Source organism: Trinickia terrae, from assembly GCF_005144415.1.
Classification (GTDB): domain Bacteria; phylum Pseudomonadota; class Gammaproteobacteria; order Burkholderiales; family Burkholderiaceae; genus Trinickia_A; species Trinickia_A terrae.
The window spans coordinates 1-26619 of record NZ_SWJE01000003.1 but is presented as its reverse complement, the minus strand read 5'-3'; the positions used below and the strand labels follow the sequence as shown (position 1 = coordinate 26619).

The window sequence follows — 26619 nt, the reverse complement described above, 5'->3', positions numbered from 1 at the left end:
GATCGGCGCCCGCCGCGCGTTCGCGGCGGGTGCTTCGAAAATCGCTGGCGATCAGTCGTCAGTCTCGGCGGAATTGCCGGTTACGAATCAGGCGGCCATGGCTTCCTTGCCTGCCTTCTTCGCACCGAGCTCGCCGAGCGCGCGCTTGTATTCGGTCGGGAACACCTTCACGAATTGACGGCGCGATGCATCCCAGTTCTCGAGCAGGGCCTTCGCACGCGGCGAGCCCGTGAACTGGAAGTGACGTTCGATGAGCCCCTTGAGCAGCGCCTCATCGGTCTGGCCCGCGTGCCACAGCGCACGGTCGACGGTGCGCTCCTGCTCGACCTGCTGGAGCACCGGATCGAGCGCCACCATCGACTTGTTGCACTTGCCGGCGAACGTGCCATCCGGGTCGTACACGTAGGCGACGCCGCCCGACATCCCGGCCGCGAAGTTGCGGCCCGTCTCGCCGAGCACGACTACCGTGCCGCCCGTCATGTACTCGCAGCCGTGGTCGCCCGTGCCTTCCACCACCGCGGTCGCGCCGGAATTGCGCACGCAGAAGCGCTCGCCCGCAACGCCGCGCAGGAACGCCTCGCCTTCGATCGCGCCGTACATCACCGTGTTGCCGCAGATGATGTTCTCTTCCGACTTGCCGCGGAAATCGTTGGTCGGACGGATGATGATGCGGCCGCCCGACAGGCCCTTGCCGACGTAGTCGTTGCCGTCGCCGACGAGATCGAGCGTGACGCCCTTCGCGAGGAACGCGCCGAAGCTCTGGCCCGCGGTGCCCTTGAGCTGGATGTGGATCGCGTCGTCGGAGAGGCCGTCGTGACCGTACTTCTTCGCGATCGTGCCCGACAGCATCGCGCCGACCGTGCGGTTCACGTTGCGCACCGGCTGGATGAACGACACGTGCTCGCCCTTCTCGATCGCGGCCTTCGCCTTTTCGATCAGCGTGTGGTCGAGCGCGCGAGAGAGGCCGTGATCCTGCTCCTCGACGTGCTTGCGCGCGACCTCTTCCGGCACTTGCGGCAGATAGAAGATGCGCGAGAAATCGAGCCCCTTCGCCTTCCAGTGCTCGATGCCCTTCTTCATGTCGAGCAGGTCCGCGCGGCCGATCAGGTCGTCGAACTTGCGGATGCCGAGCTGCGCCATGATCTCGCGCACTTCCTCGGCGACGAAGAAGAAGTAGTTCACGACGTGCTCGGGCTGGCCCGAGAACTTCGCGCGCAGCACCGGATCCTGCGTCGCGACGCCTACCGGGCACGTGTTCAGGTGGCACTTGCGCATCATGATGCAGCCTTCGACGACGAGCGGCGCCGTCGCAAAGCCGAACTCGTCGGCGCCGAGCAGCGCGCCGATCACGACGTCGCGGCCGGTCTTCATCTGGCCGTCGGCCTGCACGCGGATGCGGCCGCGCAGGCGGTTGAGCACGAGCGTCTGCTGCGTTTCGGCGAGGCCCAGCTCCCACGGCGTGCCGGCATGCTTGACCGACGACAGCGGCGAAGCGCCCGTGCCGCCGTCATGGCCGGCGATCACGACGTGGTCGGCCTTCGCCTTCGCGACACCTGCAGCCACCGTGCCAACACCCACTTCCGACACGAGCTTCACCGAAATGCTCGACGACGCGTTCACGTTCTTCAGGTCGTGAATCAGTTGCGCGAGGTCTTCGATCGAGTAGATGTCGTGGTGCGGCGGCGGCGAAATGAGACCGACGCCCGGCACGGAGTAGCGCAGCTTGCCGATGTACTCTGACACCTTGTGCCCCGGCAGCTGGCCGCCCTCGCCCGGCTTCGCGCCTTGCGCCATCTTGATCTGGATCTGGTCGGCCGACGCCAGGTACTCCGCCGTCACGCCGAAGCGGCCCGACGCGACCTGCTTGATCTTCGAGCGCAGCGAATCGCCGTCCTTCAGCGGAATGTCGCGCACGACTTCCGGACCGATCACCGAAGCGAGCGTGTCGCCGTTCTTGATCGGGATGCCGCGCAACTCGTTGCGATAACGGTTTTCGTCCTCGCCGCCTTCGCCCGTGTTCGACTTGCCGCCGATGCGGTTCATCGCGACGGCAAGCGTGGCGTGAGCTTCGGTCGAGATCGAGCCGAGCGACATCGCGCCCGTCGCGAAACGCTTGACGATTTCCTTGGCCGACTCCACTTCGTCGAGCGGAATCGCCTTGGCCGGCGCGACCTTGAACTCGAACAGGCCGCGGAACGTCATGTGGCGGCGGGTCTGGTCGTTGATCAGGTGCGCGTACTCCTTGTACGTCTGGTACGAGTTGCTGCGCGTCGAGTGCTGGAGCTTGGCGATCGCATCGGGCGTCCACATGTGGTCTTCGCCGCGGATGCGGAACGCGTACTCGCCGCCCGCATCGAGCATCGCCGCGAGGACCGGATCGTCGCCGAACGCGTCGCGATGCAGGCGAATCGCCTCCTCGGCCACTTCGAACAAGCCGATGCCGCCGACCTTCGACGCCGTGCCCTTGAAATACTTCTCGACGAGATCGCTCGCGAGACCAACCGCTTCGAAGATCTGCGCGCCGGTATAGGACATGTAGGTCGAGATGCCCATCTTCGACATGACCTTCTGCAGGCCCTTGCCGATCGCCTTGGTGAAGTTGTAGATGGCCTTTTCCGCCGACAAGTCGCCCTTCAAGCCCAGGGTGAGCTGCGCGAGCGTTTCCATCGCGAGGTACGGGTGGACGGCTTCGGCGCCGTAGCCCGCGAGCAGCGCGAAGTGGTGCGTCTCACGCGCCGAGCCCGTCTCGACGACGAGGCCCGTGCTCGTGCGCAGCCCCTGGCTCACGAGATGCGTGTGGATCGCGGCCGTGGCGAGCAGTGCCGGAATCGCGACGTTGTCGCGATCGGTGCGGCGGTCCGACACGATCAGCATGTTGTAGCCGGACTTCACTGCGTCGACCGCTTCCGCGCACAGCGACGCGAGACGCGCCTCGATGCCTTCCTTGCCCCAGGCCACCGGATAGCAGATGTTCAGCTCATACGAACTGAACTTGCCGCCCGTGTACTGATCGATCGCGCGGATCTTTGCGATGTCCTTGAAGTCGAGCACCGGCTGCGACACTTCGAGACGCATCGGCGGGTTGATGTTGTTCGTATCGAGCAGGTTCGGCTTCGGGCCGATGAACGAGACGAGCGACATCACCATGTTTTCGCGGATCGGGTCGATCGGCGGGTTCGTCACCTGCGCGAACAGCTGCTTGAAGTAGTGATAGAGCGTCTTGTTCTTGTTCGACATGACGGCCAACGGCGAGTCGTTGCCCATCGAGCCGACGGCTTCTTCGCCCTGCTGCGCCATCGGCGCCATCAGGAACTTGACGTCTTCCTGCGTGTAGCCGAACGCCTGCTGGCGATCGAGCAGCGCAGCGGCTTCACGGCGCTCGGTCGCGACGTCTTCCGCCTTCGGCTCGATCTCGTCGAGCTTGATCCGGACCGCGTCGATCCAGCTCTTGTAGGGCTTCGCGTTCGCGAGATTGTCCTTGAGCTCCTTGTCGTCGATGATGCGGCCGTGCTCCATGTCGATCAGGAACATCTTGCCCGGCTGCAGGCGCCACTTCTTGACGATCTTCGATTCGGGAATCGGCAGCACGCCCGCTTCCGACGCCATGATGACGAGGTCGTCGTCGGTGATCAGATAGCGCGCCGGGCGCAGGCCGTTACGGTCGAGCGTCGCGCCGATCTGGCGGCCGTCGGTGAACGCGATCGCGGCGGGGCCGTCCCACGGCTCCATCATCGCGGCGTGGTATTCGTAGAACGCGCGGCGGTTGTCGTCCATCAGCGTGTGCTGCTCCCACGCTTCGGGAATCATCATCATCATCGCGTGGACGAGCGGGTAGCCCGCCATCACGAGCAGCTCGAGGCAGTTGTCGAACGACGCCGTATCGGACTGGCCCGGGTAGATCAGCGGCCAGAGCTTCGGCAGGTCGTCGCCGAGCACGTGCGAGGCGATCGCGCCGGTGCGCGCGTTCAGCCAGTTCACGTTGCCCTTCACGGTGTTGATCTCGCCGTTGTGCGCGATCATCCGGTACGGGTGCGCGAGCTCCCAGGCCGGGAACGTGTTCGTCGAGAAGCGCTGGTGCACGAGCGCCAGCGCCGAGACGACGCGCTCGTCCTGCAGATCGCGGTAGTAGACGCCGACCTGGCCCGCCAGCAGCAGGCCCTTGTAGACCACCGTGCGCGCCGACATCGACGGCACAAAGTATTCCTTGCCGTGCTTGAGCTTGAGCGCCTGGATGCGGTGGCTCGCGGTCTTGCGGATCACGTACAGCTTCCGTTCGAGCGCGTCGGTGACCATGATGTCCTTGCCGCGGCCGATGAAGATCTGGCGGATCAGCGGCTCGGTCGCCTTCACGGTCGGCGAGATCGGCATCGCATGATCGACCGGCACGTCGCGCCAGCCCAGCACGACCTGGCCTTCGGCCTTCACCGTGCGCTCGAGCTCCTGCTCGCAGGCGAGCCGCGACGCGTGCTCCTTCGGCAGGAAGATCATGCCGACGCCGTATTCGCCGGCGGGCGGCAGCGTCACGCCCTGCTTGGCCATTTCCTCGCGATAGAAGCCGTCCGGAATCTGGATCAGGATGCCCGCGCCGTCGCCCATCAGCGGATCGGCGCCGACAGCGCCCCGGTGGTCGAGGTTCTCGAGAATCTTGAGGCCTTGCTGAATGATGTCGTGGCTCTTCTTGCCCTTGATGTGGGCGACGAAGCCGACGCCACAGGCGTCATGCTCGTTTTGCGGGTCGTACAGACCTTGCGCGGCGGGGACCGAGTGCATCGGTTGCAGGGGGTCGTTCATGGGGACACCGTGTGAGAGGGGCCGTAAGCGGCCGTTAAACCATTTGTTGTTCCGCCATTCGCTGTGCCGGTGTGCAGCCGCGGGGGCGATCGGGCTTCCTGCGTTGTGCGCCTGGGAACCGCCGGAAATCGGAATATACGCGACGAATCAATGGAATAGCAATAAAAACGTGATGATATGACACCAATTATCGAAGTGGTGCATCACTCGTTCGATTTATTGGGGTCGCATTAAAATCGGGCAAAAAGAAACGACACCCGCAGATGCCGCTTCTTTCTGCCGCCTTCGCCAGCCGGCGGCCACACTGCCGCTCATTGCGTACGCGGCGTCTCGCGAACCTTTCTCGGCCGGCCGCGCGGCAGCGGTGACACGCGCCGGTTCGCCGCCCCCGCGGCCCACTCGCGATACGACTCACCGCCGAGCACCCAGCCCTTCAACGTCGCCTGCTGCAATTGACTCGCCTCGCGTTCGTCGAGCGGCAACTCGCAGAGCTCCTTGTAGGCGCGCTGCCGCTCGAACGGCGTATTGCCGAGCGACCAGTAGAGCGGGTGGTCCGTCACGAGGCTGTCGATCGTGAGCCCGATGTGGTGCCGATAGCTCGACCAGCGGTAGTCCTCAGGACTGGTGGCGAGCTGCGCGCGCGCCGGACACATCTCGACGACGCGGCTCGCCAGCAGGAAGTAGCGCTCGCCTTCGATGACGGTGGCGCGGTAGCGCCCTTCCCACAAGGTGCCGCGCCGCGCATAGCGCCGGTTGAAATGCGCAACGTAGCGCCGGCCGACTGCCTGCATCGCCTTGGGCAGGCTCGCCTCGTCGCTGGGCGTGACCAGCAGTTGCACCGCGCCGGGCATCAGCACATAGGCATGAATGGCCAAGCGATGATCGCGCGCCGCGGCCTTGAGGCAATCGATGAATAACTCGTAGTCCTGGTCGTCGACAAAAGCGGGCTGCTGATCGAGTCCGCGCAGGATCACGTGCTGCGGCTGTTCAGGAACATAGAGACGTGCGAGGCGTGCCATGCTGGATTCCGTTTCGTCGCGTTGGTAGTTACCCGAAGGTCCAAGAGCCGCACGTACGTTCGATTCAAGCGGGACGCGGCTCAGCCAGAAGCGGCGCGGCGCTTAGGGAGAATGCTCTAGCGGGCGCATATGGTCTGATTCAAACCTTCTCTTCATAATAAACGGGCCTTTTATGGAGGAGGACACATGAAATTAAAACAGGCCATTACGGGGGCGACAGCGCTCGCCTGCATGACCGCAGCACATGCGCAAACGGCCGGGACGTTTTACTTGACGACGGGTTGGTTCCATCTATCACCTCAAAGCAGCAGCGATCCCTTGCAGATAACCAGTTCCGGAGGCTCGCCGGTCCCAGCCAGCCTGGGCATCCAAAGCGGCTCCGGCGCCAGCGTCGACAACTCCGATACGATTGGCGGGAGCATCGGCTACTTCGTGACCGACCATCTCGCTGCCGAATTCGAAATCGGCGTCCCGCCGAAATTCGATCTGCAAGGCTCCGGCACCTACTCGCAGTACGGCACGCTCGGCACGGTCCGCCAATGGAGCCCGGCGTTCCTGCTCAAGTGGAACTTCATGAGCGCGCAAGCGAAGTTCCGTCCGTACGTCGGCATCGGCGCCACCTACGTCTGGTTCACCGACGCCAGCATCACCAACAGTACGTTTCAAGCCAACGTCCTGCATGGTCCGACCAGCGTTTCCACGGATCGTTCCTGGGCGCCCGTGTTTAATCTCGGCTTCAACTACAACTTCACGGACCACTGGTTCGCAGGCGTGTCGGTCTCGTACATCCCGCTCAGCGTGAAGGCGAACTTCACGACGCAGGCACAAACCCCGGTCGGCACATTGACGGTCAATTCGCAAACGAAAGTCCGCCTCAACCCGATCGTCACCTACGCCAAGATCGGCTACCGCTTTTAAGCCAAGCGTAGCGAAATTTTAGGACGGCATCAGCGGCGCCGCACGACAACGTGCGGCGTTTTTTTATTGCGGCCGCGTTGTAATTTCGACCGCGGACAGACAGGCGGGGGGGAAGTTTCTACCCTCGGCCGATAGGCAAGGGCCTTGGATGCAAGCGCACGGCGGGATGGCATCGAAGTTGCTGAAAAGCAGCTTTGGTTTCCTACTCCATTACCGAGGGAGCGATGAGCACGACAGCACTGCCGAATACGAAAGACGCCATCGGGGATTCGTGGACCAGCGCCAAGCGCCACGCACGCCGCATCGCGCGGCATGGACGACATGTGGCCGAGGACATCGGCGGCGAAATGCGCGAGTTGCTTGCCGAGCTCGAGCAAACGCTCACCGAGGGCACCGAGGCCGATGCCGACGACTACGTGCGGGAAAACCCGTGGCAAGCGATTGTGATCGTCGGCGGGGTCGCGCTCGTTGCGGGCGCGTTGCTTTCGCGCGGACGGTAGACGCGCGACACCTTCGTCAGGGCGTCACGCAGGATCGAAGAAGTCCGCACCGATCAGATCGATGCGGTCGGTGCAAATCGAATCCACACCCCACGCACCAAGCAATCGCGCGCGCTCCGGATCGTTCACGGTATAGGCAAGAATAGACAGACCTGCCGCCTTGATCTGCGCCACGAGCTTCTCGTTCAGCTCGCGATGATTCGCGTGCAGCGAGACGCATTCGAGCGCGCCGGTCTGAGCACGCCAGTCCGCCGGCACCGCATCGAACAGCAGGCCACGCGGCAGCGCGGGCGCGGCGTCGCGCGCGGCAGCAAGCGCGTCGTACGAGAACGACGACAGGAGCGGCAGCAGCGGCACTTCCGGCCACAGCCGCGCCGCCGCTTCGGCGACGAGCCGCCCCGTCTGTGCATCGCGCCCCGCGCAAGGCTTGATTTCGACGTTCGCAGCAAGACCCAGAACAGCGCAGCGCGCGGCGACCTGCTCGAGCGTCGGCATCCGCTCGCCGGCGAAGCGCGCGTCGCGCCAGCTGCCGGCATCGAGCGCCGCGATCTCGTCGTAGCGCAGCTTCGCCGCCGCGCCGCGGCCGTTGGAGGTACGGTCCACCGTGTCGTCGTGCAGCAGGAACACGATGTCGTCGGCCGACAGCTTCGCGTCGAACTCGATCATCTTCAGGCCGAAACGCGCGCCCGTGTCGAGCGCGGCGAGGGTGTTCTCGGGCGCAAGCGTGCCGCCGCCCCGATGCGCGACCACGCGCGGATAGGGCCAATGCTTCGTTGTCATCGTCGATGCTTCCGTTGTGGCGGCCTCGCTCGTTCAGTACGCGCGCCGGCCCGTGGATGGATCGAAGAAGTGTAAATGCTGCACGGGCAATGCGGTATTCAGCACGTCGCCGCGCCCAGGCCGGTCCGCGTGCGGCAAGCGCACGGCCACGTCGTGCTCGCCCCAGCGTCCGTGCGCGAGATTGTCGGCGCCGAGCAGCTCGCAGGATTCGACCGAGAGCGGCGCATGCGCTGCCACCGGCGACGGCGTCATGTGCTCGGGACGCACGCCGAGTATCCACTCGCGTCCCGCCGCGATCTCGCTGCCGACACCCGGCGCGCCGGCCACCGGCAGTGCCGGGCCGCCGCCCGCGACTTCGAACGTCGCGCCGTCGGGTGCAAGCCGCCCCTTGAGCAGGTTCATCGCCGGCGAGCCGATGAAGCTCGCGACGAACGTCGTCGCCGGGCGCTCGTAGACCTCGGTCGGCGCGCCGATCTGCTCGGCATGGCCGCGATTCATCACGATCACGCGCTGCGCGAGTGTCATCGCCTCGACCTGGTCGTGCGTGACATAGAGGCTCGTCGTGCCGAGCCGCGCATGCAGCCGCTGGATCTCGAGGCGCATCTGCACGCGCAGCTTCGCATCGAGATTCGAGAGCGGCTCGTCGAACAGGAACACCGACGGCTCGCGCACGATCGCGCGCCCCATCGCGACGCGCTGCCGCTGGCCGCCCGACAACTCGCGCGGCTTGCGCTCGAGCAGCGCGTCGAGCTCGAGGATCTTGGCCGCGTCGGCGACGCGCGCATCGATCGTCTCACGCGCGATGCCGCGAATCTTCAGACCATACGCCATGTTCTCCTTGACGCTCATATGCGGATAAAGCGCGTAGTTCTGGAACACCATGGCGATATCGCGGTCCTTCGGCTCGAGCGTGTTGACGACGCGCTCGCCGATCGAGATCTCGCCTTCCGACACGCTCTCGAGTCCCGCCACCATCCGCAGCAAGGTCGACTTGCCGCAGCCCGACGGCCCGACCAGCACGACGAACTCGCCGTCCGCGATCTGCGTGTCGATGCCGTGCAGCACGAACTGCTTGCCGTCATAGCTCTTGCGTACGCCCCGTAAAGTCAACGCTGCCATGCTTGTCTTGTCTCCGTTCGATTCATGAATGATGCGAATGCGTCACGTCTGTCATTTCTCGGTATCGACGAGCCCGCGCACGAACCAGCGCTGCATCGCGATCACGACCACGAGCGGCGGCAGCATCGCGAGCAGCGTCGCCGCCATCACGAGATGCCATGCGGTCGCGACGTCGCCGGAGCCGATCATCGACTTGATGCCGACCACGGCCGTCGTCAGCGACTGCTCGTTGGTGATCAGGATCGGCCACAGGTATTGGTTCCAGCCGTAGATGAAGGTGATGACGAAGAGCGCGGCAATGTTGGTCTTCGAGAGCGGCAGCACCACGTCCTTGAAGAACCGCAGCGGCCCCGCGCCGTCGATGCGCGCCGCCTCCATCAGCTCGTCGGGCAGCGTCATGAAGAACTGCCGGAACAGGAAAGTGGCCGTCGCCGAGGCGATCAGCGGCAGCGTCAGGCCGGCGTAGGTGTTGGACAGATGCAGCGACGACACCACCTGCACGGTCGGAAAGATGCGCACTTCGACCGGCAGCATCAACGTCACGAAGATCAGCCAGAACGCGGTGTTGCGCAGCGGAAAGCGGAAGAACACGATCGCGTAGGCCGAGATGATCGACACGGCGATCTTGCCGATCGAGATCGCCAGCGCCATCACGAGGCTGTTGACCAGCATGCGTCCGAACGGGCTTGCCGCGTTGCCGGTACCGTGGATCCAGACGTTCGCGACGTTCTCGAAGAGATGCGTGCTCGGCACGAGCGACAACGGCACGCTGAAGACTTCGTGCTCGCTCATCGTCGCCGCGCAAAACGCGACGTAGACCGGAAACACGATCAGCGCGACGCCCGCGATCAGCACCGCGTGACAGAACAGGTCGAAACCTTTGCGATTTTCGATCATGGCTGGGCGGCTCCTAGTACTGCACCTTGCGTTCGATGAAGCGGAACTGCACCACCGTCAGCCCGACGACGATCAGCATCAACACGACCGACTGCGCGCCGGAGCTGCCGATATCGAGCCCCTGGAAGCCTTCGGTGAAGATCTTGTAGATGAGCGTCTTCGTATCCTGCGCGGGGCCGCCGCCCGTGGCCGCGTCGATCACCGGGAGCGTATCGAAGAAGGCATAGACGAGGTTGACGACGAGCAGGAAGAAGCTGGTCGGCGACAGGAGCGGCAGCGCAATGCCGAAGAAGCGCCGCACGGGGCCCGCGCCGTCGATCGCCGCCGCCTCGATCAGCGAGCGCGGAATCGCCTGCAGGCCGGCGTAGAAAAACAGGAAGTTGTAGCTGACCTGCTTCCAGACCGACGCCAGCACGACGAGAAACATCGCCTGCGTGCCATTGAGCGCATGATTCCAGACGATGCCCGCTTTCGCGAGGACGAACGTCACGATGCCGATGCTCGGATTGAAGAGGAACATCCAGAGCACGCCGGCAATCGCGGGCGCCACGGCATACGGCCAGATCAAGAGCGTGCGATAGGCCTTCGAGCCGCGCGTCACGCGGTCCGCGCAGGCTGCGAGCAGCAGCGAGACGACCAGGCCGCAAATGGTCACGAGGGTGCTGAAGACGAGCGTCGTCTTGAACGAGGCGAGATAGAGCGGATCGGCGAACAGATGCGCGAAGTTCGCGAAGCCGACAAACTCGCTCGACGTGCCGAACGCGTCCTGCATCTGCATCGATTGCCAGAGCGCGACGCCGGCAGGCCAGAGAAAGAACAACGCGGTAATCGCGAGCTGCGGGGCGATCAGCAGGTACGGCAGCGCGCTCGTGCCGAAACGGGAACGTGGTTGCATGGCGGACGGATCAGAAGACGAATGTCGCGAGAAGCGCGGCAGCCGCATCGACGATGCGGGCCGCCGCGCGCATGCCGGCTCAGCTACCCGACTGCTCGAAGCGCCGCAGCAGCTCGTTGCCGCGCGACACCGCCGAATCGAGAGCCTGCTGCGGGGTCTTCTTCTGCGCCCAGACCTGCTCCAGCTCCTCGTCGACGATCGTGCGGATCTGCGGCATGTTGCCCAGGCGCAGCCCCTTCGTGTACGGCAGCGGCGGCTTGTTGAGCATCTGCTTGATCGCGGTGTCGGAGCCGGGGTTCTTGTCGTAGAAGCCCTGCTGGCGCGTCAGGTCGTAGGCGGCGGTCGTGATCGGCAGGTAGCCCGTGTCCTGATGCCACTTCGCGGCGACCGGCGCGGACGCCAGGTACGCGAGGAACTTGGCGACGCCCTTGTAGACGGCCGGGTCCTTGCCGGACAGCACCCACAGGCTCGCGCCGCCGATGATCGCGTTCTGCGGCGCGCCCTTCACGCTCGGGTCGTACGGCATCATCCCCGTGCCGAAGTCGAACTTCGCGTATTTGCGGATTGTCGCAAGCGCCCCCGACGAATTGATCGAGATCCCGCAATCGCCACTGTAGAACTTCGAGTTCGCTTCGTCCTTGCGGCCGACGTAGGTGAACGTGCCCGCCTTCGCCATGTTCTGCAGGAACTGGATGTGCGCCACCTGCAACGGCTTGTTGAACTCGAGCACCGCATCGGCGCCGTCGTAGCCGTTGTCGCGGCTCGCGATCGGCGTGCCGTGCCACACGCTGTACTCCTCGAGCTGCGTCCAGGCCTGCCAGGCGGTCGTGAACCCGCACGACTGGCCGGCCGCCTTCAGCTTGGCGGCATCGGCGGCGACTTCATCCCAGGTGCGGGGCGGCTGGTTCGGGTCGAGCCCGGCCTTCTTGAACGCGTCCTTGTTGTAAAAGAGGACCGGCGTCGAGCTGTTGAACGGCATCGAGACGAGCTGGTTCGTCTTCGCGTCGCTGTAGTAGCTCGCGACGGCCGGCACGAAGGCCTTTTCGTCGAGCGGCACGCCTGCCTGCTTGAAGACCTCCGACACCGGCAGCACCGCCTTCTTCGCCTGCATCATCGTCGCCGTGCCGACTTCGTAGACTTGCAGGATCGCCGGCGCGTTGCCGCTGCGATAGGCCGCGATGCCGGCCGCGAGCGTCTGGTCGTAGGTGCCCTTGAACACCGGGACGATCTTGTAGTCGCTTTGCGACGCATTGAACTGCGCGGCGATGTCGTTCACGCGCTCGCCGAGCGCGGCCTCCATCGCGTGCCAGAACTGGATTTCCGTGGCGGCGAAAACAGCATGGCTCGCACCGGCGAAAAGCGCTCCCCCGAGCGCCAACGAACGGAACAGCGTCTTGTGACCCATCGACTTCTTCTCCTTTAGACGAACGCGATTGCTACGAATTAGCCCGCCGCGAGCGGCGGCGAACGCACGCGCCTCGCGTCCGGGTCTCCTTTCTTCGGACGAAAAGCGCGAGCAGATGAAAACGTTTCGAAAACGTTTCCACGCAGTCTAGTTGTCGTCTATGACAAAAAGTCGTTGATATTCTTTCAGCGCGTAACGATCGGTCATGCCCGCGATGTAATGGGCGATGAGGCGCGGCTGCTGGGCCGGGTCGGCGGCCACGTAGGCCGGCGGCAGGAGGCGGGGATCGTCGGTGAATGCGTCGAACAGGCCCGCGACTACGCGCCGCGCCTTGTTCGCCATACGCATCACGCGGTAGTGGCGGTAGAGGTTCTTGAACAGGAAACGCTTGAGCGCGGCCGCCTGGGCGGCAACCGCTTCGCTGTGCGCGACGAGCGGCGGCGCGGTGCGCACGGCGTCGAGCGAATCGGGCGCATGCGCGGCAAGGTTGCGCGTCGTGGTGGCGATCAGGTCGACGATCAACGTATTAATGATGCGGCGCACGGTTTCATGGACCACCCTCCGCCCTTCGAGATCCGGATATGCGCGCTTGGCGGCTTCATAGTGCAACTGCCACAGCTCGACTTGCGAGAGTTGGCCGATCGTCAGGAGCCCGGAGCGCAGGCCGTCGTCGACATCGTGGTTGTTGTAGGCGATTTCATCGGCGATATTGGCGATCTGCGCCTCCAGCGACGGCTGCTGCCCGTTCAGGAAGCGCTCGCCGAGCGCGCCGAGCTTGCGCGCGTTCTCGCGCGAGCAATGCTTGAGGATGCCCTCGCGCGTCTCGAAGCAGAGGTTCAGGCCGTTGAAGCCGCCGTAGTGCTCCTCGAGCTCGTCGACGACGGCAAGGCTCTGCAGATTGTGCTCGAAGCCGCCGTGCTCGCGCATGCACTCGTTGAGTGCATCCTGCCCGGCGTGGCCGAACGGCGTATGGCCCAGATCGTGCGCGAGCGAGATCGCTTCGACGAGATCTTCGTTCAGGCGCAGGTTCCGCGCGATCGAGCGCGCGATCTGCGCCACTTCGAGGCTGTGCGTGAGCCGCGTGCGAAAGAGATCGCCCTCGTGATTGACGAAAACCTGCGTCTTGTACTCGAGGCGCCGGAAAGCGGTGGAGTGGACGATGCGGTCGCGGTCGCGCTGGAATTCGGTACGCGCTTCCGGCGGCGGCTCGGGGTAGCGGCGCCCGCGCGATTGCGACGAACGCGCCGCGTAAGGAGCGAGGTGGGCCTCGAGCGATTCGACCGTGGGAGCAACGAAAAGCGCCGTGCGATGGGTGCCGGCCGGAGGCTGCGCCGCGCCGGCCGAGACCTCGTTCGATCCTGCGTGCGACTGGTCCAGCGTTGCGCTGCGCTTCTCACTCACCGGTTGCTCCTCCGAATCATGGACTGCGCGCCGCCAACGGATGCGCAGTCAGATAGTGGCCGCCAGGGTCGCGTGAACGATGTCCTCGGGCGCCGTCGTAATCAGTGTGTTGCCGAGACGCGTCAGCAGGATGAACTTGATCGCGCCTGCCTCGGCCTTCTTGTCGACCTTCATGAGCTCCATATAGCGCGCGTCACCCAGCGCGGGCGCACGCGTCGGCAAATTCGCCGCGGCGATCACGGCGACGAGCCGCTTGCGCACCGCCTCGTCGAGATGCCCAAGGCGCACCGACAGATCGGCCGCCATCACCATCCCGCAGCCGACGGCCTCGCCGTGCAGCCACTCGCCGTAGCCGAGCCCCGCTTCGATCGCATGGCCGAACGTGTGGCCGAAATTCAGGATCGCGCGCAGGCCGCCTTCGCGCTCGTCGGCCGCGACGACCGACGCCTTGATCTCGCACGAGCGCTTGACCGCTTGGGCAAGCGCCTCCGGCTCGCAGCGGTTCAGCGCGCCGATGTTGGCTTCGATCCAGTCGAAGAACGCGGCATCGGCGATCGCGCCCGTCTTGATGACCTCGGCGACACCCGCCGCCAGCTCGCGCCCGGGCAGCGTGGAAAGCGCGCCGATGTCCGCGATGACCGCCTGCGGCTGGTAGAACGCGCCGATCATGTTCTTGCCGAGCGGATGATTGATGCCGGTCTTGCCTCCCACCGACGAATCGACCTGCGACAACAGCGTCGTCGGCACCTGGATGAACGGCACGCCGCGCATGTAGCAGGCGGCGGCAAAGCCGGTCATGTCGCCGATCACGCCGCCGCCAAGCGCGACCAGCGTGGTCTTGCGGTCGGCGTGCTCCGTGAGCAGCGCGTCGAAAATGAGGTTCAGCGTTTCCCAGTTCTTATGGACTTCACCGTCGGGCAGCACGACCGTCGACACCTTCTTGCCGAGCGGCGCGAGCGCCCCGCGCAGGGCGTCGCCGTAGAGCGGATCGACCGTGGTGTTGGTCACGATCATCACCGACGAACCGGCGATGTGCGGCGCGAAAAGCTCGGTCTTGCCGACGAGGTCCGAGCCGATATGAATGGGATAGGCGCGATCGCCCAGGTCGACGTTGACGGTAATCATGTGTGTGCTTGACGGGTGATGCCGGACATTTCGAGTTGCATCAGGACCATGTTGACGAGCCCGTTCACCGATGGACGCCCCGTTTCCACGATGAAGTGCGCGCATTCGCGGTACAGCGGGTCGCGCACGCTATAGAGCGCTTCGAGCTTGGCTTTCGGGTCTTCGGTCTGCAGGAGCGGCCGGTTCTTGTCTTTGCGGGTGCGCAGCCAGAGGTCGTGAGGATTGGCGCGCAAATAGACGACGAGCCCCCGGTTATGCAGGAATTCGCGATTTTCGGCACGCAAAATCGCGCCGCCGCCGGTGGCGAGCACGATGCCCTCGCGACCGGTCAGGTCGGAAATGACCGCCGCCTCGCGCTCGCGAAAGCCCGCTTCGCCCTCGTGCTCGAAGATGATGGGGATGCGCGCGCCCGTGCGTGCCTCGATTTCGTGGTCCGAATCGAAGAACGGCCGATCCAGACGGCGCGCGACCGCACGGCCCACGGTGGTCTTACCCGCCCCCATGAGCCCTACGAAAAATACATTGGCGTGTGCATCCCGCGCTTGCAACGGTTTCCTCTGACTTGATCTGCTGTGGTTCGTGGCGCAGCTTACTGGCAAAGCGGCTGACTTGTCGAGCACGGGGCCGGAACAGCACCCCACCCGCTTTGCGCGCCCTCAAGGCGTTTCGACGACGCGCGGCGTGATGAAAACGACCAGTTCGCTGCGCCGCTCGCTCTGCGCACGGTGCCGGAAAAGCGCGCCCAAAAGGGGTATTTTGCCCAAGAGCGGCACCCGCGTCACATCGTCCCTGTCATTGCTTTCATAAATTCCGCCGATCGAGACGGTTCCGCCGTCCTCCACCTCGACGCGCGTCTGCACGTGTTTCGTATTGATCGCGGGGCCGTTGGCCGTCTGTTCGCCGACGCTGTCCTTCGCGACGTCCAGTTCCAGCACCACCCGGCCCTTCGGCGTGATCCGCGGCTCGACCTCGAGCTTCAGGCTCGCGCGGCGGAACTGGACGCCCGAGACGCCATTGCCGACCTTCGCCTGGTAAGGCACCTCCGTGCCCTGCTCGACGATCGCCTTCATGCGATCCGCCGTGACGACGCGCGGGCTCGACACGATCTGGCCGCGCCCTTCGGCTTCCAGCGCGCTCAATTCGACGTTCAAAAGCCGGGTGGCGCGCGCGGCGAACAGCGTGAGGCCGGCCGTCGCGGCTTCATAGCCCGAAATCGGCCGCGCCGACAGGTCGTAGACCGTGCCCTCGCTGCCGCCGCCGGCGAGGCCGGGCGACGGGGCGCCCTCCTTCGTCGCGCGCAGCGACAGGCGGGCGCCGAGATCGCGCGAAAAACCCTGCTCGCCCTCGACGATCTGCGCTTCGATCAGCACCTGGCGCGTCGGCTTGTCGATCGAGGCGAGGAGCCCCGCGATCTGCTCAAGACGCGCCTCGAGATCCGTCACGAAGAGCAGGTTCGTGCGCGGATCCGCCATCGCCGCACCGCGCTTGGACAGCACCCGTTGGCTGCCCTGCGCGCCCAGGAGGCGCACGACGTCGTCCGCACGCGCGTAGTGAAGCTCGAACGTGCGGCTCGCGAGCGGCTCGAGGTCGGCCGCGCGCGCGTGCGCTTCGAAGCGCTGCCGCTCGCGGGCCGCCAGGTCGGCGAGCGGCGCGACCCAGATCACGTTGCCGCGCCGCTCCATGGCGAGACCGTTGACGTCGAGCAGGGTATCGAACGCGGTCCGCCACGGGACGTTGTTCAGGCGCAGCGAGACGAAGCCGCGCACGCGCTCGCTGGCGACGATGTTGAGATTGGTGAAGCGCGCGAAGGCGTCGAGCACGGCGCCCAGGTCGGCGTTCTGGAAGTTCAGCGTGATCGGTTTGTTGTCGTCGGCGCCGCTTTCGTGCGGGTCCGCCGGGGTGCGGCTCATGCGCTGCATGGGAGCGAGCGGCACCGGCGGGCCTTCGAGCGGCGCGTCCGGACCACTGACCGCGGGACTCTCGGCCGGCCCGTTCGTTGGAGGCTTGCTTGACGCCGCGGCGCCGTCCTCGCTTGTGTCTGCGTCGTCGAGCGGCGTGAAGCCGCCTTGCGCCGAGCCTTGGTCGTGGAACGGGTTCGGAGTTGGCACACTGCGGCCATGCGGGAGCCACGGCAAACCGGCGTGACGACCGACCGAATCGTCAAACGGCATGTGCTCGGGTAACGGCGGCAATGGTGGCAATGGCGACGGCTCCGATGCGCGCGCCGCCGCCGCGAAGCATGCGACCACAAAAATCAGTCGAGCCCGGCAACGCATCGTCATCGCGCGGCCTCCACCAACGTCAGTGATCGCACGCCGGCGCCGCCCGACAACGTCACGCCCCGGTCATCGATGCGCGTCACGCGCTCCTGTCCGATCGCCTGGCCCGCCTCGACGGCCGTCGCGCCGTCGGCGCCCGCCAGCAACGCAAGTCTGCGCCTGCCTTCACACAGCAGGCCCACGAGCTGCAGGACCGGCCCGGTGCCGGCAAGCGCAGCGGGCGCTACGGCGAACGGATCGAAGAACCACGCGTCGCCGTCGCGCTCGGGCGATTCGGCGACCGCGCCGGATGGCGCAAGCGGCGCCGACAAGGCGTCGAATACATCCAGCGCCATGCCGATCGAGAGGTCGTCCACATCGCGCTTCACTTCCAGGTCCGCCGGAACGGCGAGCACCGGCAGGCGCTGCAGCGCGCGCAGAAAATCGAGCAAACCTGCGAAGTCGGCTCGCGCCGTAATGCGCACTGGCCGAGCCGTTTCGATGCCTTCGCCGCGAACCTTGGCGGGCTCCATCGTCCGCAGCGTCAAGCCGGTTTGCTCAGCCAGCGCGGAGATCTCGTGCCAATTGCCGATGGACGAGCCGGCATCGTCGGCAGACGGCGTCGCGACGCGCGCCACCTCTGCACGCAATGCAGACAGGCTCGCGACCGCTTTTCGCGCATCCGACAATCGATGCTCGACATCAGCCAGCGCCGCCCGACTCGCGCTCGTGTGGCCGAAATCGGCGGCATCCCACGCGTATGCGCCCAAGCCGAACACCGCAGCGGCGACAACGGCGCCCGCTACTAGGCGGCGCGCGCCGCCCCACGCCGCGAGCGGCATGCGCAGCCACTCGCGCCAATCAGCGAACCCACCGGGCCTATGGCCGCCACCGCCGCTGCTTTGCGGCAAACGTCCCGCCAACGTGCTCATCGCTCACCCCGCTTGTTGTCCGTGCGACCGCGCGCGTCGCCTGCGAGCTTGGGTGCGGCGCCGTCCCAGCGTACGTGCGCGGTGAACTCGATCGTGTTTCCGGCACCGATGACGTCATCACCCGGCAACGCCAAGACGTGACGCAAATCAGAAACGTCCACGGCCCGAACGCCGCGCACGGCTTTCAGGCGCGCCAGCCATGCCGAAGACGACGCGCTGTCCTTGGCGCTCGCGAGGAGCGACACCTCATGATCGGTCTGCTTCAGCTCTCGCAACTCGACATCCGGATCGGCTTCTCGGCTGAGCGCGTCGAAGAGAGCGACCAGCCGCTCGCGAGGCTCCGACAGCCTCTGCGCCAGCACCGCACGCATGTGCTGATCGGCGCGCAAGCCCTCGAGCCGGCGGTATTCGGCAAGCGGCGCGGCAAGGCTGGCGAGCGTCGCTTCAAGGGCCTCGCGCTTCGCGTCCAGGCGTGCGCGCACGAGCGCCTCCCAGCCCGCCCATACCGACACCGCGGCACATCCCATCAGCGCGGCCGCCAGGCATTCGATCAGAAAGCGCCGGCGCGCCCGACGCGCATCGCGCTGCCGATAAGGCAGCAGATTGAAGCCGCCACACTGCGCGCGCAGCCCGGACGCCACAGGCCTCCCGAGATTTCCATGGGTCGGCGCCATCATTCGAGCACCCCGCGCAACGCCAAGCCAAACGCAACAGCAAACGCCGGCGCATGCCGCAGTTCCGCAGGAACCCCGCTCGAACCGTCGTCGCAATAAGGAGCACACTCGAACGGCAGCACGCTGCAGCCAAGCAGATCGCCGATGTCGGCGATCGCGACACCCACGCTGCCAAGCAACTCGAGCTCGCCGCCAATCAGCGCACACCCGAGCGCACAGCCGAGCGCCCCGCCTCCGCCGAGCTCGCGCAGCGCGTCGGCCAAGTCCTCATGCTCGGGCGCGGGATAGCGGAGGTGCGCTTCGATCATGTCGCCCGATAGCCTCCACCCATAGACCCCATCGCCGCCAACCCAAAGCGCCGCATAGCGCTCGTGCGGATTCAGCTCGAGTTCGGCGGCATGGCGCAGGGCGCGCAGCGCGGCCGGCGGCTCGCCGTCGAGCGCACGCAATTCGATGCCGGCGGACGCGGCCACCTCGACGCGCGTTTCGAGGTGCTGCCTCGGCGTCGCCGCAATCGTCACGGACAGCGCGTTGCCGCCGGCGTCGAGCAATGCGTCGTCGATGAACCAGTCGACCGCCAGCGCATGCCGCTCGATGCCGGCAACTCGCTCGGCCTCCGCCATCACCGCCTGCTCCACGCCGGCCAGCGCTTGCGCCCGCGTGGCTCTCGGCTTGCCAGGCGCCAGCCGCGACAGCGCGACAGACGCCACCACCGTCGCCGAGCCCGGCACCGCCATGGCGCAGGTCATCTTGCGTGTCGCACACGCCGGCGGAAGCTGCGCAAACGCTGCGGCGAGCGCCGCCGCCACCGCCTCCCGGTCGACGATTTGCGCACCCGCCATCGCGCCGCCCGCCAGCGGCGCCGCGACCAGACCCTCGACGCTCACCGGCGCCGCCCCTCGCCCACGCACGCTCAAGACGGCAAGCCTGACTTCGCGCGGGCTGAGATCGATCCCCGCGGCAAATCGGCGTTTGACGGGCAGCAGCGTGTCTCTGATCGGCATGGTTTCTCCTTGCGGCATGCGCGCCGAACCATTCGGCGCTTTTCATGCGTGCTTTTCGCAAGAGAAATTCTGCAAACCCGAGCCGGCGCCCGGCACTCGGCCGAACGGCCAACGCCGCATTCCTGGCGCGCCGCGAGCACGTCCAAGCACTAAAGTGGTATCGAGCGCTTTGATTCGCCTCAAGTAAGTGATTCGAAAGCAATCTGGCCTGCGCGGCTATAATCGCGAGTCTGCTTTTTTGGCATCCGTATGCAATCCTTGCCTCCTTCGTCCCCGCCAGACGTACCGAAGAAGCGCAAATCCCCGCTGTGGCTGAAGCTGCTGCTCGGTTTTGCCGGACTCGTCGCCGCGTTCATCGCGTGCGCCGGGCTCGTGCTCGGCTATGCGCTCGTCGTCGCGCGCCCGAACCTGCCGTCGCTCGACGCGTTGACCGACTACCGGCCCAAAGTGCCGCTGCGCGTCTACACGGCCGACCACGTGCTGATCGGCGAATTCGGCGAAGAGCGCCGCGACGTCGTCCACATCCAGGACGTGCCCGGCCACCTGAAGAAAGCGATCCTCGCGATCGAGGACGCTCGCTTTTACGACCACGGCGGCGTCGACCTGACCGGCATCGCGCGCGCCGGCCTCGTGGCGCTGACCAACGGCCACGCGACGCAGGGCGCCAGCACGATCACGATGCAGGTCGCGCGCAACTTCTTCCTGTCGAGCGAGAAGACCTACACGCGCAAAATCTACGAGATGCTGCTCGCCTACAAGATCGAGTCGAAGCTGACCAAGGATCAGATTCTCGAGGTCTACATGAATCAGATCTATCTCGGGCAGCGCGCGTATGGTTTCGCGAGCGCGGCGCGCGTCTATTTCGGCAAGGACCTGAAGGACGTCACGCTCGCCGAGGCGGCGATGCTCGCCGGCCTGCCGAAGGCGCCCTCGGCCTATAACCCGGTGGTCAACCCGAACCGCGCGAAAGTCCGGCAGGAGTACATCCTCCAGCGCATGCTCGATCTGCGCTACATCACGCAGTCGCAGTACGACGAGGCGGTGAAGCAGCCGCTCGTCGTCAAGGGCCTGGGCCGGGAATTCAGCGTGCACGCAGAATACGTCGCCGAAATGGTGCGCCAGATGATGTACTCGCAGTACCGCGAAGAGGCGTACACGCGCGGCCTGAACGTCGTCACGACGATCGATTCCGCCGACCAGGACATCGCCTACCGGGCGATGCGCCGCGGCCTGATGGACTACGAGCGTCGCCACGGCTATCGCGGCCCGGAAGCCTTCATCGATCTGCCGGAGGACACCGCCGGCCGCGAGCAGGCGATCGACGACGCCCTCGCCGAGCATCCGGACAACGGTGAAATCATCGCCGCGGTCGTGACCTCGGCCAGCCCGAAAGAGGTGCAGGCAAGCTTCATCGACGGCAACACCGCGACCATCACCGGCGACGGCCTGCGCTTCGTGTCGTCCACGCTCGGTCCGCGTGCACAGCCGAGCCAGCGCATCCGCCCTGGCGCGATCGTGCGCCTCATCAAGAACAGCGACGGCAGCTGGGCGATCACGCAACTGCCGCAGATCGAAGGCGCGTTCGTTTCGGTCGTGCCGCAGGATGGCGCGATCCGGGCGCTCGTCGGCGGCTTCGATTTCAACAAGAACAAGTTCAACCACGTCACGCAGGCGTGGCGCCAACCGGGCTCGAGCTTCAAGCCGTTTATCTACTCGGCATCGCTCGACAAGGGCCTCGGGCCCGCGACCATCATCAACGACGCACCGCTCTTTTTCAGCGCTGCCGAGACGGGCGGCCAGCCGTGGGAGCCGAAGAACTACGGTGGCGGCTTCGAGGGCCCGATGACGATGCGCACCGCGCTGCAGAAGTCGCGCAACCTGGTGTCGATCCGCATCCTGTCGCAGATCGGCACCAAGTACGCGCAGCAATACATCACGCGCTTCGGTTTCGACGCCGACCGCCATCCCGCCTACCTGCCTATGGCGCTGGGCGCAGGCCTCGTCACGCCGCTGCAGATGGCCGGCGCGTATTCGGTGTTCGCCAACGGCGGATACCGGATCAATCCGTATCTGATTTCCGAAGTCACCGACCAGCAGGGCGTCATCGTCGCGCACGCCCAGCCGATCATTGCCGGGCAGAATGCGCCGCGCGCGATCGATGCGCGCAACGCCTACGTCATGAACAGCCTGCTGCAAAGCGTCGCGCAGCGCGGCACCGGCGCCAAGTCGAACGTGCTCAAGCGCACCGATCTCGCAGGCAAGACGGGCACGACCAACGATTCGCGCGACGCCTGGTTCGCCGGCTACCAGCACACGCTCACGGCGATTGCCTGGATCGGCTATGACAATCCGCGCAGCCTCGGCGACCGCGAAACCGGCGGCGGCCTCGCGCTGCCGGTCTGGATCGACTACATGGGACAGACGCTAAAGAGCGTGCCTCCGTACCAGATGCCCATGCCGGACGATGTCGCTTCGATCGACGGTGAGCTGTATTTCGACGAATTCACGCCGAGCCACGGGTTCGTCGCGAGCATCGGCGTCAACGAGGCTCCGGCCGACGGCGAAGTCGTCGATGCGGGCTCGGCGCCGATGCCGGAACACGTGGGCGACCAGGAGAAACAGGACATCATGAACCTGTTCCGCGGGCATTGAATCGAAGCTTGTGGAGGCGCACCGCCTGCGGACGAACCACTGAAGAAGTTCAACCGGACAACACGCCCACTGGGACCTGACGGGACATCAGGCCCGGAACTCGACGGGCTCGCCCGCCTGCTGCGTCGCATATTCGGACAACGCGGCAAAAAATTCCTTGCCGCTGCGCGTGTCGCGCCATTCGCCTTCGCCGTCGGCGAACTTGAAATGGAAGCCGCCGGATTTCGCCGCGATCCAAACCTCGTGCATCGCCGGCTGAAGGTTCACAATGATCTTCGATTTATTCTCGAATTCGAGCGTCAAGACATTGCCGCTGCGCTCGAATTCAATATCGGCGTCGATCTCGTCGGAAGCGCGCTCGATGGCTGTCAGCACGGCTTCCGCGCGGGTCAGGTATTCACTGTCGGTCATGCTAAACTCCACGGGTTAATCAATCAGGGACAGTCATGCGGGTCGTATTCAGGATGAGCGCGATTGTAGCGGCTTTGGCTCTCGGCGCAGCCGCGCTCGGCGGCTGCGGACAACGCGGGCCGCTCTACATGCCGACCGTCCCGCCGCTGCCTCCGAAGCCCACGGACCAGATGGAACCGCCCCCGTCCGACGTCAAGCCCGATGCGGAAACCGGTTCGATTCCGGCATCCGGTGCGGCGCAAGCGAAGGCCGCCTCGGATACCTCGTCCACACCGCTTTCCCTCTCGCCGGATAGCCAGCTCGGCACAACGACGGCCACGGGCAAGGCGACGTCCAGCCCCGCTTCGGGCGCGTCCCAAGATCAATAATCCCGCCGCATGAATCAGTCCGCATTCGCTTTCGTCGACGGCGTCCTGCACGCCGAAGGCGTGTCCGCCGTCTCGCTCGCCGAACAATTCGGCACCCCGCTTTTCGTCTACTCGCGCGCAGCGCTGACGCAAGCCTACGAGGCCTACGCGAACGCTTGCGCGGGCCGGCGCGCGTTCGTCCACGTGGCCGTGAAGGCGAACAGCAATCTGGCCGTGCTGAACGTGTTCGCGCGCCTCGGCGCGGGCTTCGACATCGTCTCGAGCGGCGAGCTCGCGCGCGTGCTTGCGGCAGGCGGCAAGGCGGAGAACGTCGTGTTCTCGGGCGTCGGCAAGCACGCTGAGGAAATGCGTGAGGCGCTCGCGGCAGGCGTGAAGTGCTTCAACGTCGAATCGATCCCCGAGCTCGACCGCCTGAACGCGGTGGCCGCATCGATAGGCAAGAAGGCGCCCGTCTCGCTGCGCGTGAATCCTGACGTCGATCCGAAAACGCACCCCTATATCTCGACCGGGCTCAAGGCGAACAAATTCGGCGTCGCCTTCTCCGAAGCGCGCGCGACCTATCGCACCGCCGCCGCGATGCCGAATCTCGAGGTGGTCGGCATCGACTGCCACATCGGCTCACAGATCACCGAGATCTCCCCTTACCTCGACGCCGTCGACAAACTGCTGGAGCTCGTCGAGCAGATCGAAGCGGACGGCACGGCGATTCACCATATCGACGTCGGCGGCGGTCTCGGCATCACGTACGACTCGGAAACGCCGCCCGATATCGGCGAATTCGTGAAGACGCTGCTCGACCACATCGAGGCGCGCGGCCACGGGTTTCGCAATGTGTTCTTCGAGCCGGGGCGCTCGGTCACGGGCAATGCCGGCGTCCTGCTCACGCGCGTCGAGTTCCTGAAACCCGGCGAGGAAAAGAACTTCGCGATCGTCGACGCCGCCATGAACGATCTCGCCCGTCCGGCGATGTATCAGGCGTTCCACGCGATCGAGCCCGCCGTGAAGCGCGAGGTGGCGGCCCAGGTCTACGACGTGGTCGGCCCCGTCTGCGAAAGCGGCGACTGGCTCGGCCGCGACCGGCAACTCGCGATCGAAGCGGGCGACCTGCTCGTCATTCGCTCGGCCGGCGCATACGGCTTCGTGATGAGCTCGAACTACAACACGCGGCCGCGCGCGGCTGAAGTGATGGTCGACGGCGGCAGCGCACATGTCGTGCGGGCACGCGAAAAGGTGCGGGATCTGTTCTCCGGCGAATCGGTGCTACCGGGCTAGGCGCGGTGTCCGTTCAAGCCGAAAAGGCGATGACCGCGCAAGCGGCATCGCCTTTTTTATCGCACCGTCGCCAGCGCCGGGCTGGAGCGCTCGACCTCGAATCACATCAGGCCCGCTGCCGCTCGAAGAACCGCGAGCGCAGCCAGAGCAATACACGCCAGCCGAGCAGCGCGACCATGATCGCGCCGTAGATCTTCGGCAGGATCAGGTCGTGCTTGCCCGCTTTCATCCACCAGAAATGCAGGATCGCGAGGGCTGCAATCGCATAGACCGCGCGATGCAGCGTCTGCCAGTGCCGGCCGAGCCTGCGCGCCATCGCCCGCGGCGATGTTGCCGCGAGCGGGATCAGCAGCAGAAACGCCGCAAAACCGACGGTGATGAACGGACGCTTGCCGATGTCCTTCAGGATCGCGGCGACGTCGAACCACTTGTCGAACCAGATGTAGGTCGTGAAGTGCAGCGTCGCGTAGAAGAACGCGTAGAGCCCGAGCATCCGGCGAAAGCGCAGCAGCGCGTTCATGCCAGTGAGCTTGCGCAGCGGCGTGACGGCCAGCGTGATGCAGAGGAACACGAGCGTCCAGAGGCCGGTCGAGCGCGTAATGAACTCGATCGGGTTCGCGCCGAGCCGATCGGTCAGGCCGAACAGCACGATGCGCGCAAGCGGATACAACGCCGCGATGAAGACCGCGACCTTGGCCGGCGCGATCCAGCGTTCGCCCTTGCGGGAAGCCGGACGCGCGGCTGTTGCTGCGCGCGCGCTCTTCTGGCTCGTGAGGGTGGTTGGCATGTCGGTCATGATCGGCGCCGCCCGGTTCAAAAGAATTTCCGCAAATCCATGCCCTGATACATCGACGCAACCAGATCGCCGTAACCGTTGAACATCAGCGTCTTGCGCTTGGGCGTGAAAAAGCCGTCCTCGCCGATGCGCCGCTCGGTCGCCTGGCTCCAGCGCGGGTGATCGACGTTCGGGTTCACGTTCGAGTAAAAACCGTATTCGTTCGACGCCTCGGTATTCCAGCTCGTCGGCGGCTGCTTCTCGACAAAGCGGATCTTCACCAGCGACTTCGCGCTCTTGAAGCCGTACTTCCACGGCACGACGACACGGATCGGCGCGCCGTTCTGATTCGGCAGCACCTGTCCGTAGACGCCGACCGTCAGGAGCGTCAGGGGATTCATCGCCTCGTCCATCCGCAGCCCTTCGGAATACGGCCAGTCGAGAATGGGCTGGGCGACTCCGGGCATTTGCGACGGGTCCGCGAGCGTGATGAATTGCACGTACTTGGCGTTGCCGGTCGGCTGCGCGCGCTTGATCAGCTCGGACAGCGAAAAGCCCACCCAAGGAATCACCATCGACCATCCCTCGACGCAACGGTGCCGGTACACGCGCTCCTCGAGCGGCGCGAGCTTGAGCAGCTCGTCGATGTCGTAGACCTTGGCGTTCTTAACCTCGCCCTCGACGCTCACGCGCCACGGACGCGGCCGCAACGTATGCGCGTTTTGGGCCGGATCGCTCTTGTCGGTGCCGAACTCGTAGAAATTGTTATAGGTCGTGACGTCCTTGTATGGCGTGACCTTGTCGACGACGACGAACTTCGGATTGGTCTTCGCCGCGAGCTTCTGGGCGTGGGCGTCGGGTGATTCGTAGTTCGCGAACGCGCGGTTGCTCACGCCGAGCAGGCCGCCCGCCGCCGCCACGCCCGCCATGCCGGCCAGTTGCAGCACGCGCCGCCGGTTCTCGAAGATGGCGCGCGGCGTGATTTCACTCGCCGCGATATCGTCGCCGCGCAATTGAGCGTGCAGTCCCCGCTTGGTCAGCATAATGAAAGCTCCTGAAATTCGGTTCAGGCCGGCGGATGCATGATCGTCCGGCCCATCGGCCATATATACCGTTCGGGGCGGTGCACCGGATGCAAACAGGCGCACCCGGATACGGAAAAGCGCACTCCCCAGACGAAAAAACCGCCGGTGCAAAGCACTCGGCGGTTTTTAGTCGTGGCAGGACGGCGAAAATTACAGCTTGCCGTAACTATGCAGCCCGGACAGGAACATGTTGACGCCGAGGAACGCAAAGGTCGTCACCAGCAACCCCGTCAGCGCCCACCACGCGGCGACCGCGCCGCGCAGCCCCTTCATCAGGCGCATGTGCAGCCACGCTGCGTAGTTCAGCCAGACGATCAGCGCCCAGGTCTCCTTCGGGT

At 65.5% G+C, this 26619-nt stretch carries 22 protein-coding genes and 1 pseudogene; 5 read left to right on the top strand and 18 right to left on the bottom strand.

The window, feature by feature from the left end; translation table 11 throughout:
* Window positions 1-87: 87 nt before the first annotated feature.
* Window positions 88-4791: a glutamate synthase-related protein gene (locus tag FAZ69_RS05315; RefSeq protein WP_136892915.1), complete on the bottom strand. Its 4704-nt coding sequence runs from the start codon at window positions 4789-4791 to the stop codon at window positions 88-90.
* Window positions 4792-5102: 311 nt separating this feature from the next.
* Window positions 5103-5810 carry a transposase gene (locus FAZ69_RS05310; RefSeq protein ID WP_136892914.1) on the bottom strand — a complete coding sequence of 236 codons (708 nt, stop codon included), beginning with the start codon at window positions 5808-5810 and terminating at the stop codon, window positions 5103-5105.
* A 186-nt stretch (window positions 5811-5996) separates the two neighbouring features.
* Between FAZ69_RS05310 and FAZ69_RS05305 the strand changes: the two genes are divergently transcribed.
* Window positions 5997-6728, top strand: a complete 732-nt coding sequence (locus FAZ69_RS05305; protein ID WP_136892913.1) for an OmpW/AlkL family protein — start codon at window positions 5997-5999, stop codon at window positions 6726-6728.
* Between the two features lie 224 nt (window positions 6729-6952).
* Complete coding sequence (locus FAZ69_RS05300; protein WP_136892912.1) at window positions 6953-7228, top strand: ElaB/YgaM/YqjD family protein; 276 nt, start codon at window positions 6953-6955, stop codon at window positions 7226-7228.
* 24 nt (window positions 7229-7252) lie between these two features.
* On the opposite strand, the gene ugpQ is transcribed toward FAZ69_RS05300, so the two are convergent.
* From ugpQ to pilM, 12 genes and pseudogenes are all read right to left on the bottom strand, one after another.
* Window positions 7253-8008, bottom strand: a complete 756-nt coding sequence (gene ugpQ, locus FAZ69_RS05295) for a glycerophosphodiester phosphodiesterase (protein ID WP_136892911.1) — start codon at window positions 8006-8008, stop codon at window positions 7253-7255.
* Window positions 8009-8041: 33 nt separating this feature from the next.
* Window positions 8042-9127 carry a sn-glycerol-3-phosphate import ATP-binding protein UgpC gene (locus FAZ69_RS05290; RefSeq protein WP_136892910.1) on the bottom strand — a complete coding sequence of 362 codons (1086 nt, stop codon included), beginning with the start codon at window positions 9125-9127 and terminating at the stop codon, window positions 8042-8044.
* A 51-nt stretch (window positions 9128-9178) separates the two neighbouring features.
* Window positions 9179-10024 carry a sn-glycerol-3-phosphate ABC transporter permease UgpE gene (ugpE, locus tag FAZ69_RS05285; protein WP_136892909.1) on the bottom strand — a complete coding sequence of 282 codons (846 nt, stop codon included), beginning with the start codon at window positions 10022-10024 and terminating at the stop codon, window positions 9179-9181.
* Between the two features lie 13 nt (window positions 10025-10037).
* A complete protein-coding gene (gene ugpA, locus FAZ69_RS05280; RefSeq protein WP_136892908.1) occupies window positions 10038-10919 on the bottom strand; it encodes a sn-glycerol-3-phosphate ABC transporter permease UgpA in 882 nt (293 codons plus the stop codon).
* Window positions 10920-10998: 79 nt separating this feature from the next.
* Window positions 10999-12324, bottom strand: a complete 1326-nt coding sequence (gene ugpB / locus FAZ69_RS05275) for a sn-glycerol-3-phosphate ABC transporter substrate-binding protein UgpB (RefSeq protein WP_136892907.1) — start codon at window positions 12322-12324, stop codon at window positions 10999-11001.
* Between the two features lie 147 nt (window positions 12325-12471).
* Window positions 12472-13617 (bottom strand): annotated as a pseudogene (locus FAZ69_RS05270) (deoxyguanosinetriphosphate triphosphohydrolase); the annotation flags it as partial.
* A gap of 156 nt (window positions 13618-13773) precedes the next feature.
* Entirely contained in the window at window positions 13774-14850 is a 1077-nt protein-coding gene (gene aroB / locus FAZ69_RS05265) for a 3-dehydroquinate synthase (protein ID WP_136892906.1), read from the bottom strand.
* Window positions 14847-15398, bottom strand: coding sequence for a shikimate kinase (locus FAZ69_RS05260; protein WP_136892905.1), 552 nt, complete (start codon window positions 15396-15398; stop codon window positions 14847-14849). The genes aroB and FAZ69_RS05260 overlap by 4 nt, the downstream gene beginning before the upstream one ends.
* A gap of 108 nt (window positions 15399-15506) precedes the next feature.
* Entirely contained in the window at window positions 15507-17132 is a 1626-nt protein-coding gene (locus FAZ69_RS05255) for a type IV pilus secretin PilQ (protein ID WP_136892904.1), read from the bottom strand.
* Window positions 17129-18040 carry a hypothetical protein gene (locus tag FAZ69_RS05250; protein WP_136892903.1) on the bottom strand — a complete coding sequence of 304 codons (912 nt, stop codon included), beginning with the start codon at window positions 18038-18040 and terminating at the stop codon, window positions 17129-17131. The genes FAZ69_RS05255 and FAZ69_RS05250 overlap by 4 nt, the downstream gene beginning before the upstream one ends.
* A complete protein-coding gene (locus FAZ69_RS05245; RefSeq protein ID WP_136892902.1) occupies window positions 18037-18717 on the bottom strand; it encodes a PilN family protein in 681 nt (226 codons plus the stop codon). Before FAZ69_RS05245 ends, FAZ69_RS05250 begins: the two co-directional genes overlap by 4 nt.
* A complete protein-coding gene (gene pilM, locus FAZ69_RS05240) occupies window positions 18714-19718 on the bottom strand; it encodes a pilus assembly protein PilM (protein ID WP_136892901.1) in 1005 nt (334 codons plus the stop codon). Before pilM ends, FAZ69_RS05245 begins: the two co-directional genes overlap by 4 nt.
* Window positions 19719-19967: 249 nt before the next feature.
* Here pilM and FAZ69_RS05235 point away from each other — a divergent pair, with 249 nt between their 5' ends.
* Window positions 19968-22370 (top strand): penicillin-binding protein 1A, encoded by a 2403-nt coding sequence (locus FAZ69_RS05235; RefSeq protein ID WP_136892900.1) that lies wholly within the window; start codon window positions 19968-19970, stop codon window positions 22368-22370.
* 87 nt (window positions 22371-22457) lie between these two features.
* On the opposite strand, the gene cyaY is transcribed toward FAZ69_RS05235, so the two are convergent.
* Window positions 22458-22781, bottom strand: a complete 324-nt coding sequence (cyaY, locus tag FAZ69_RS05230; RefSeq protein WP_136892899.1) for an iron donor protein CyaY — start codon at window positions 22779-22781, stop codon at window positions 22458-22460.
* A gap of 35 nt (window positions 22782-22816) precedes the next feature.
* Between cyaY and lptM the strand changes: the two genes are divergently transcribed.
* Together lptM and lysA are read left to right on the top strand one after the other, a co-directional pair.
* Window positions 22817-23149, top strand: a complete 333-nt coding sequence (lptM, locus tag FAZ69_RS05225) for an LPS translocon maturation chaperone LptM (protein WP_136892898.1) — start codon at window positions 22817-22819, stop codon at window positions 23147-23149.
* 9 nt (window positions 23150-23158) lie between these two features.
* Complete coding sequence (gene lysA / locus FAZ69_RS05220) at window positions 23159-24421, top strand: diaminopimelate decarboxylase (RefSeq protein WP_136892897.1); 1263 nt, start codon at window positions 23159-23161, stop codon at window positions 24419-24421.
* A 106-nt stretch (window positions 24422-24527) separates the two neighbouring features.
* On the opposite strand, the gene msrQ is transcribed toward lysA, so the two are convergent.
* The 3 genes from msrQ to ccsA all read right to left on the bottom strand — a co-directional run.
* Window positions 24528-25217, bottom strand: a complete 690-nt coding sequence (gene msrQ / locus FAZ69_RS05215; RefSeq protein ID WP_136892896.1) for a protein-methionine-sulfoxide reductase heme-binding subunit MsrQ — start codon at window positions 25215-25217, stop codon at window positions 24528-24530.
* Window positions 25218-25234: 17 nt separating this feature from the next.
* On the bottom strand, window positions 25235-26239 hold the full coding sequence (gene msrP / locus FAZ69_RS05210) for a protein-methionine-sulfoxide reductase catalytic subunit MsrP (protein WP_136892895.1): 1005 nt from the start codon (window positions 26237-26239) through the stop codon (window positions 25235-25237).
* A 192-nt stretch (window positions 26240-26431) separates the two neighbouring features.
* On the bottom strand, window positions 26432-26619 hold a 188-nt coding region (ccsA, locus tag FAZ69_RS05205), incomplete at its 5' end, for a cytochrome c biogenesis protein CcsA (protein WP_169708564.1).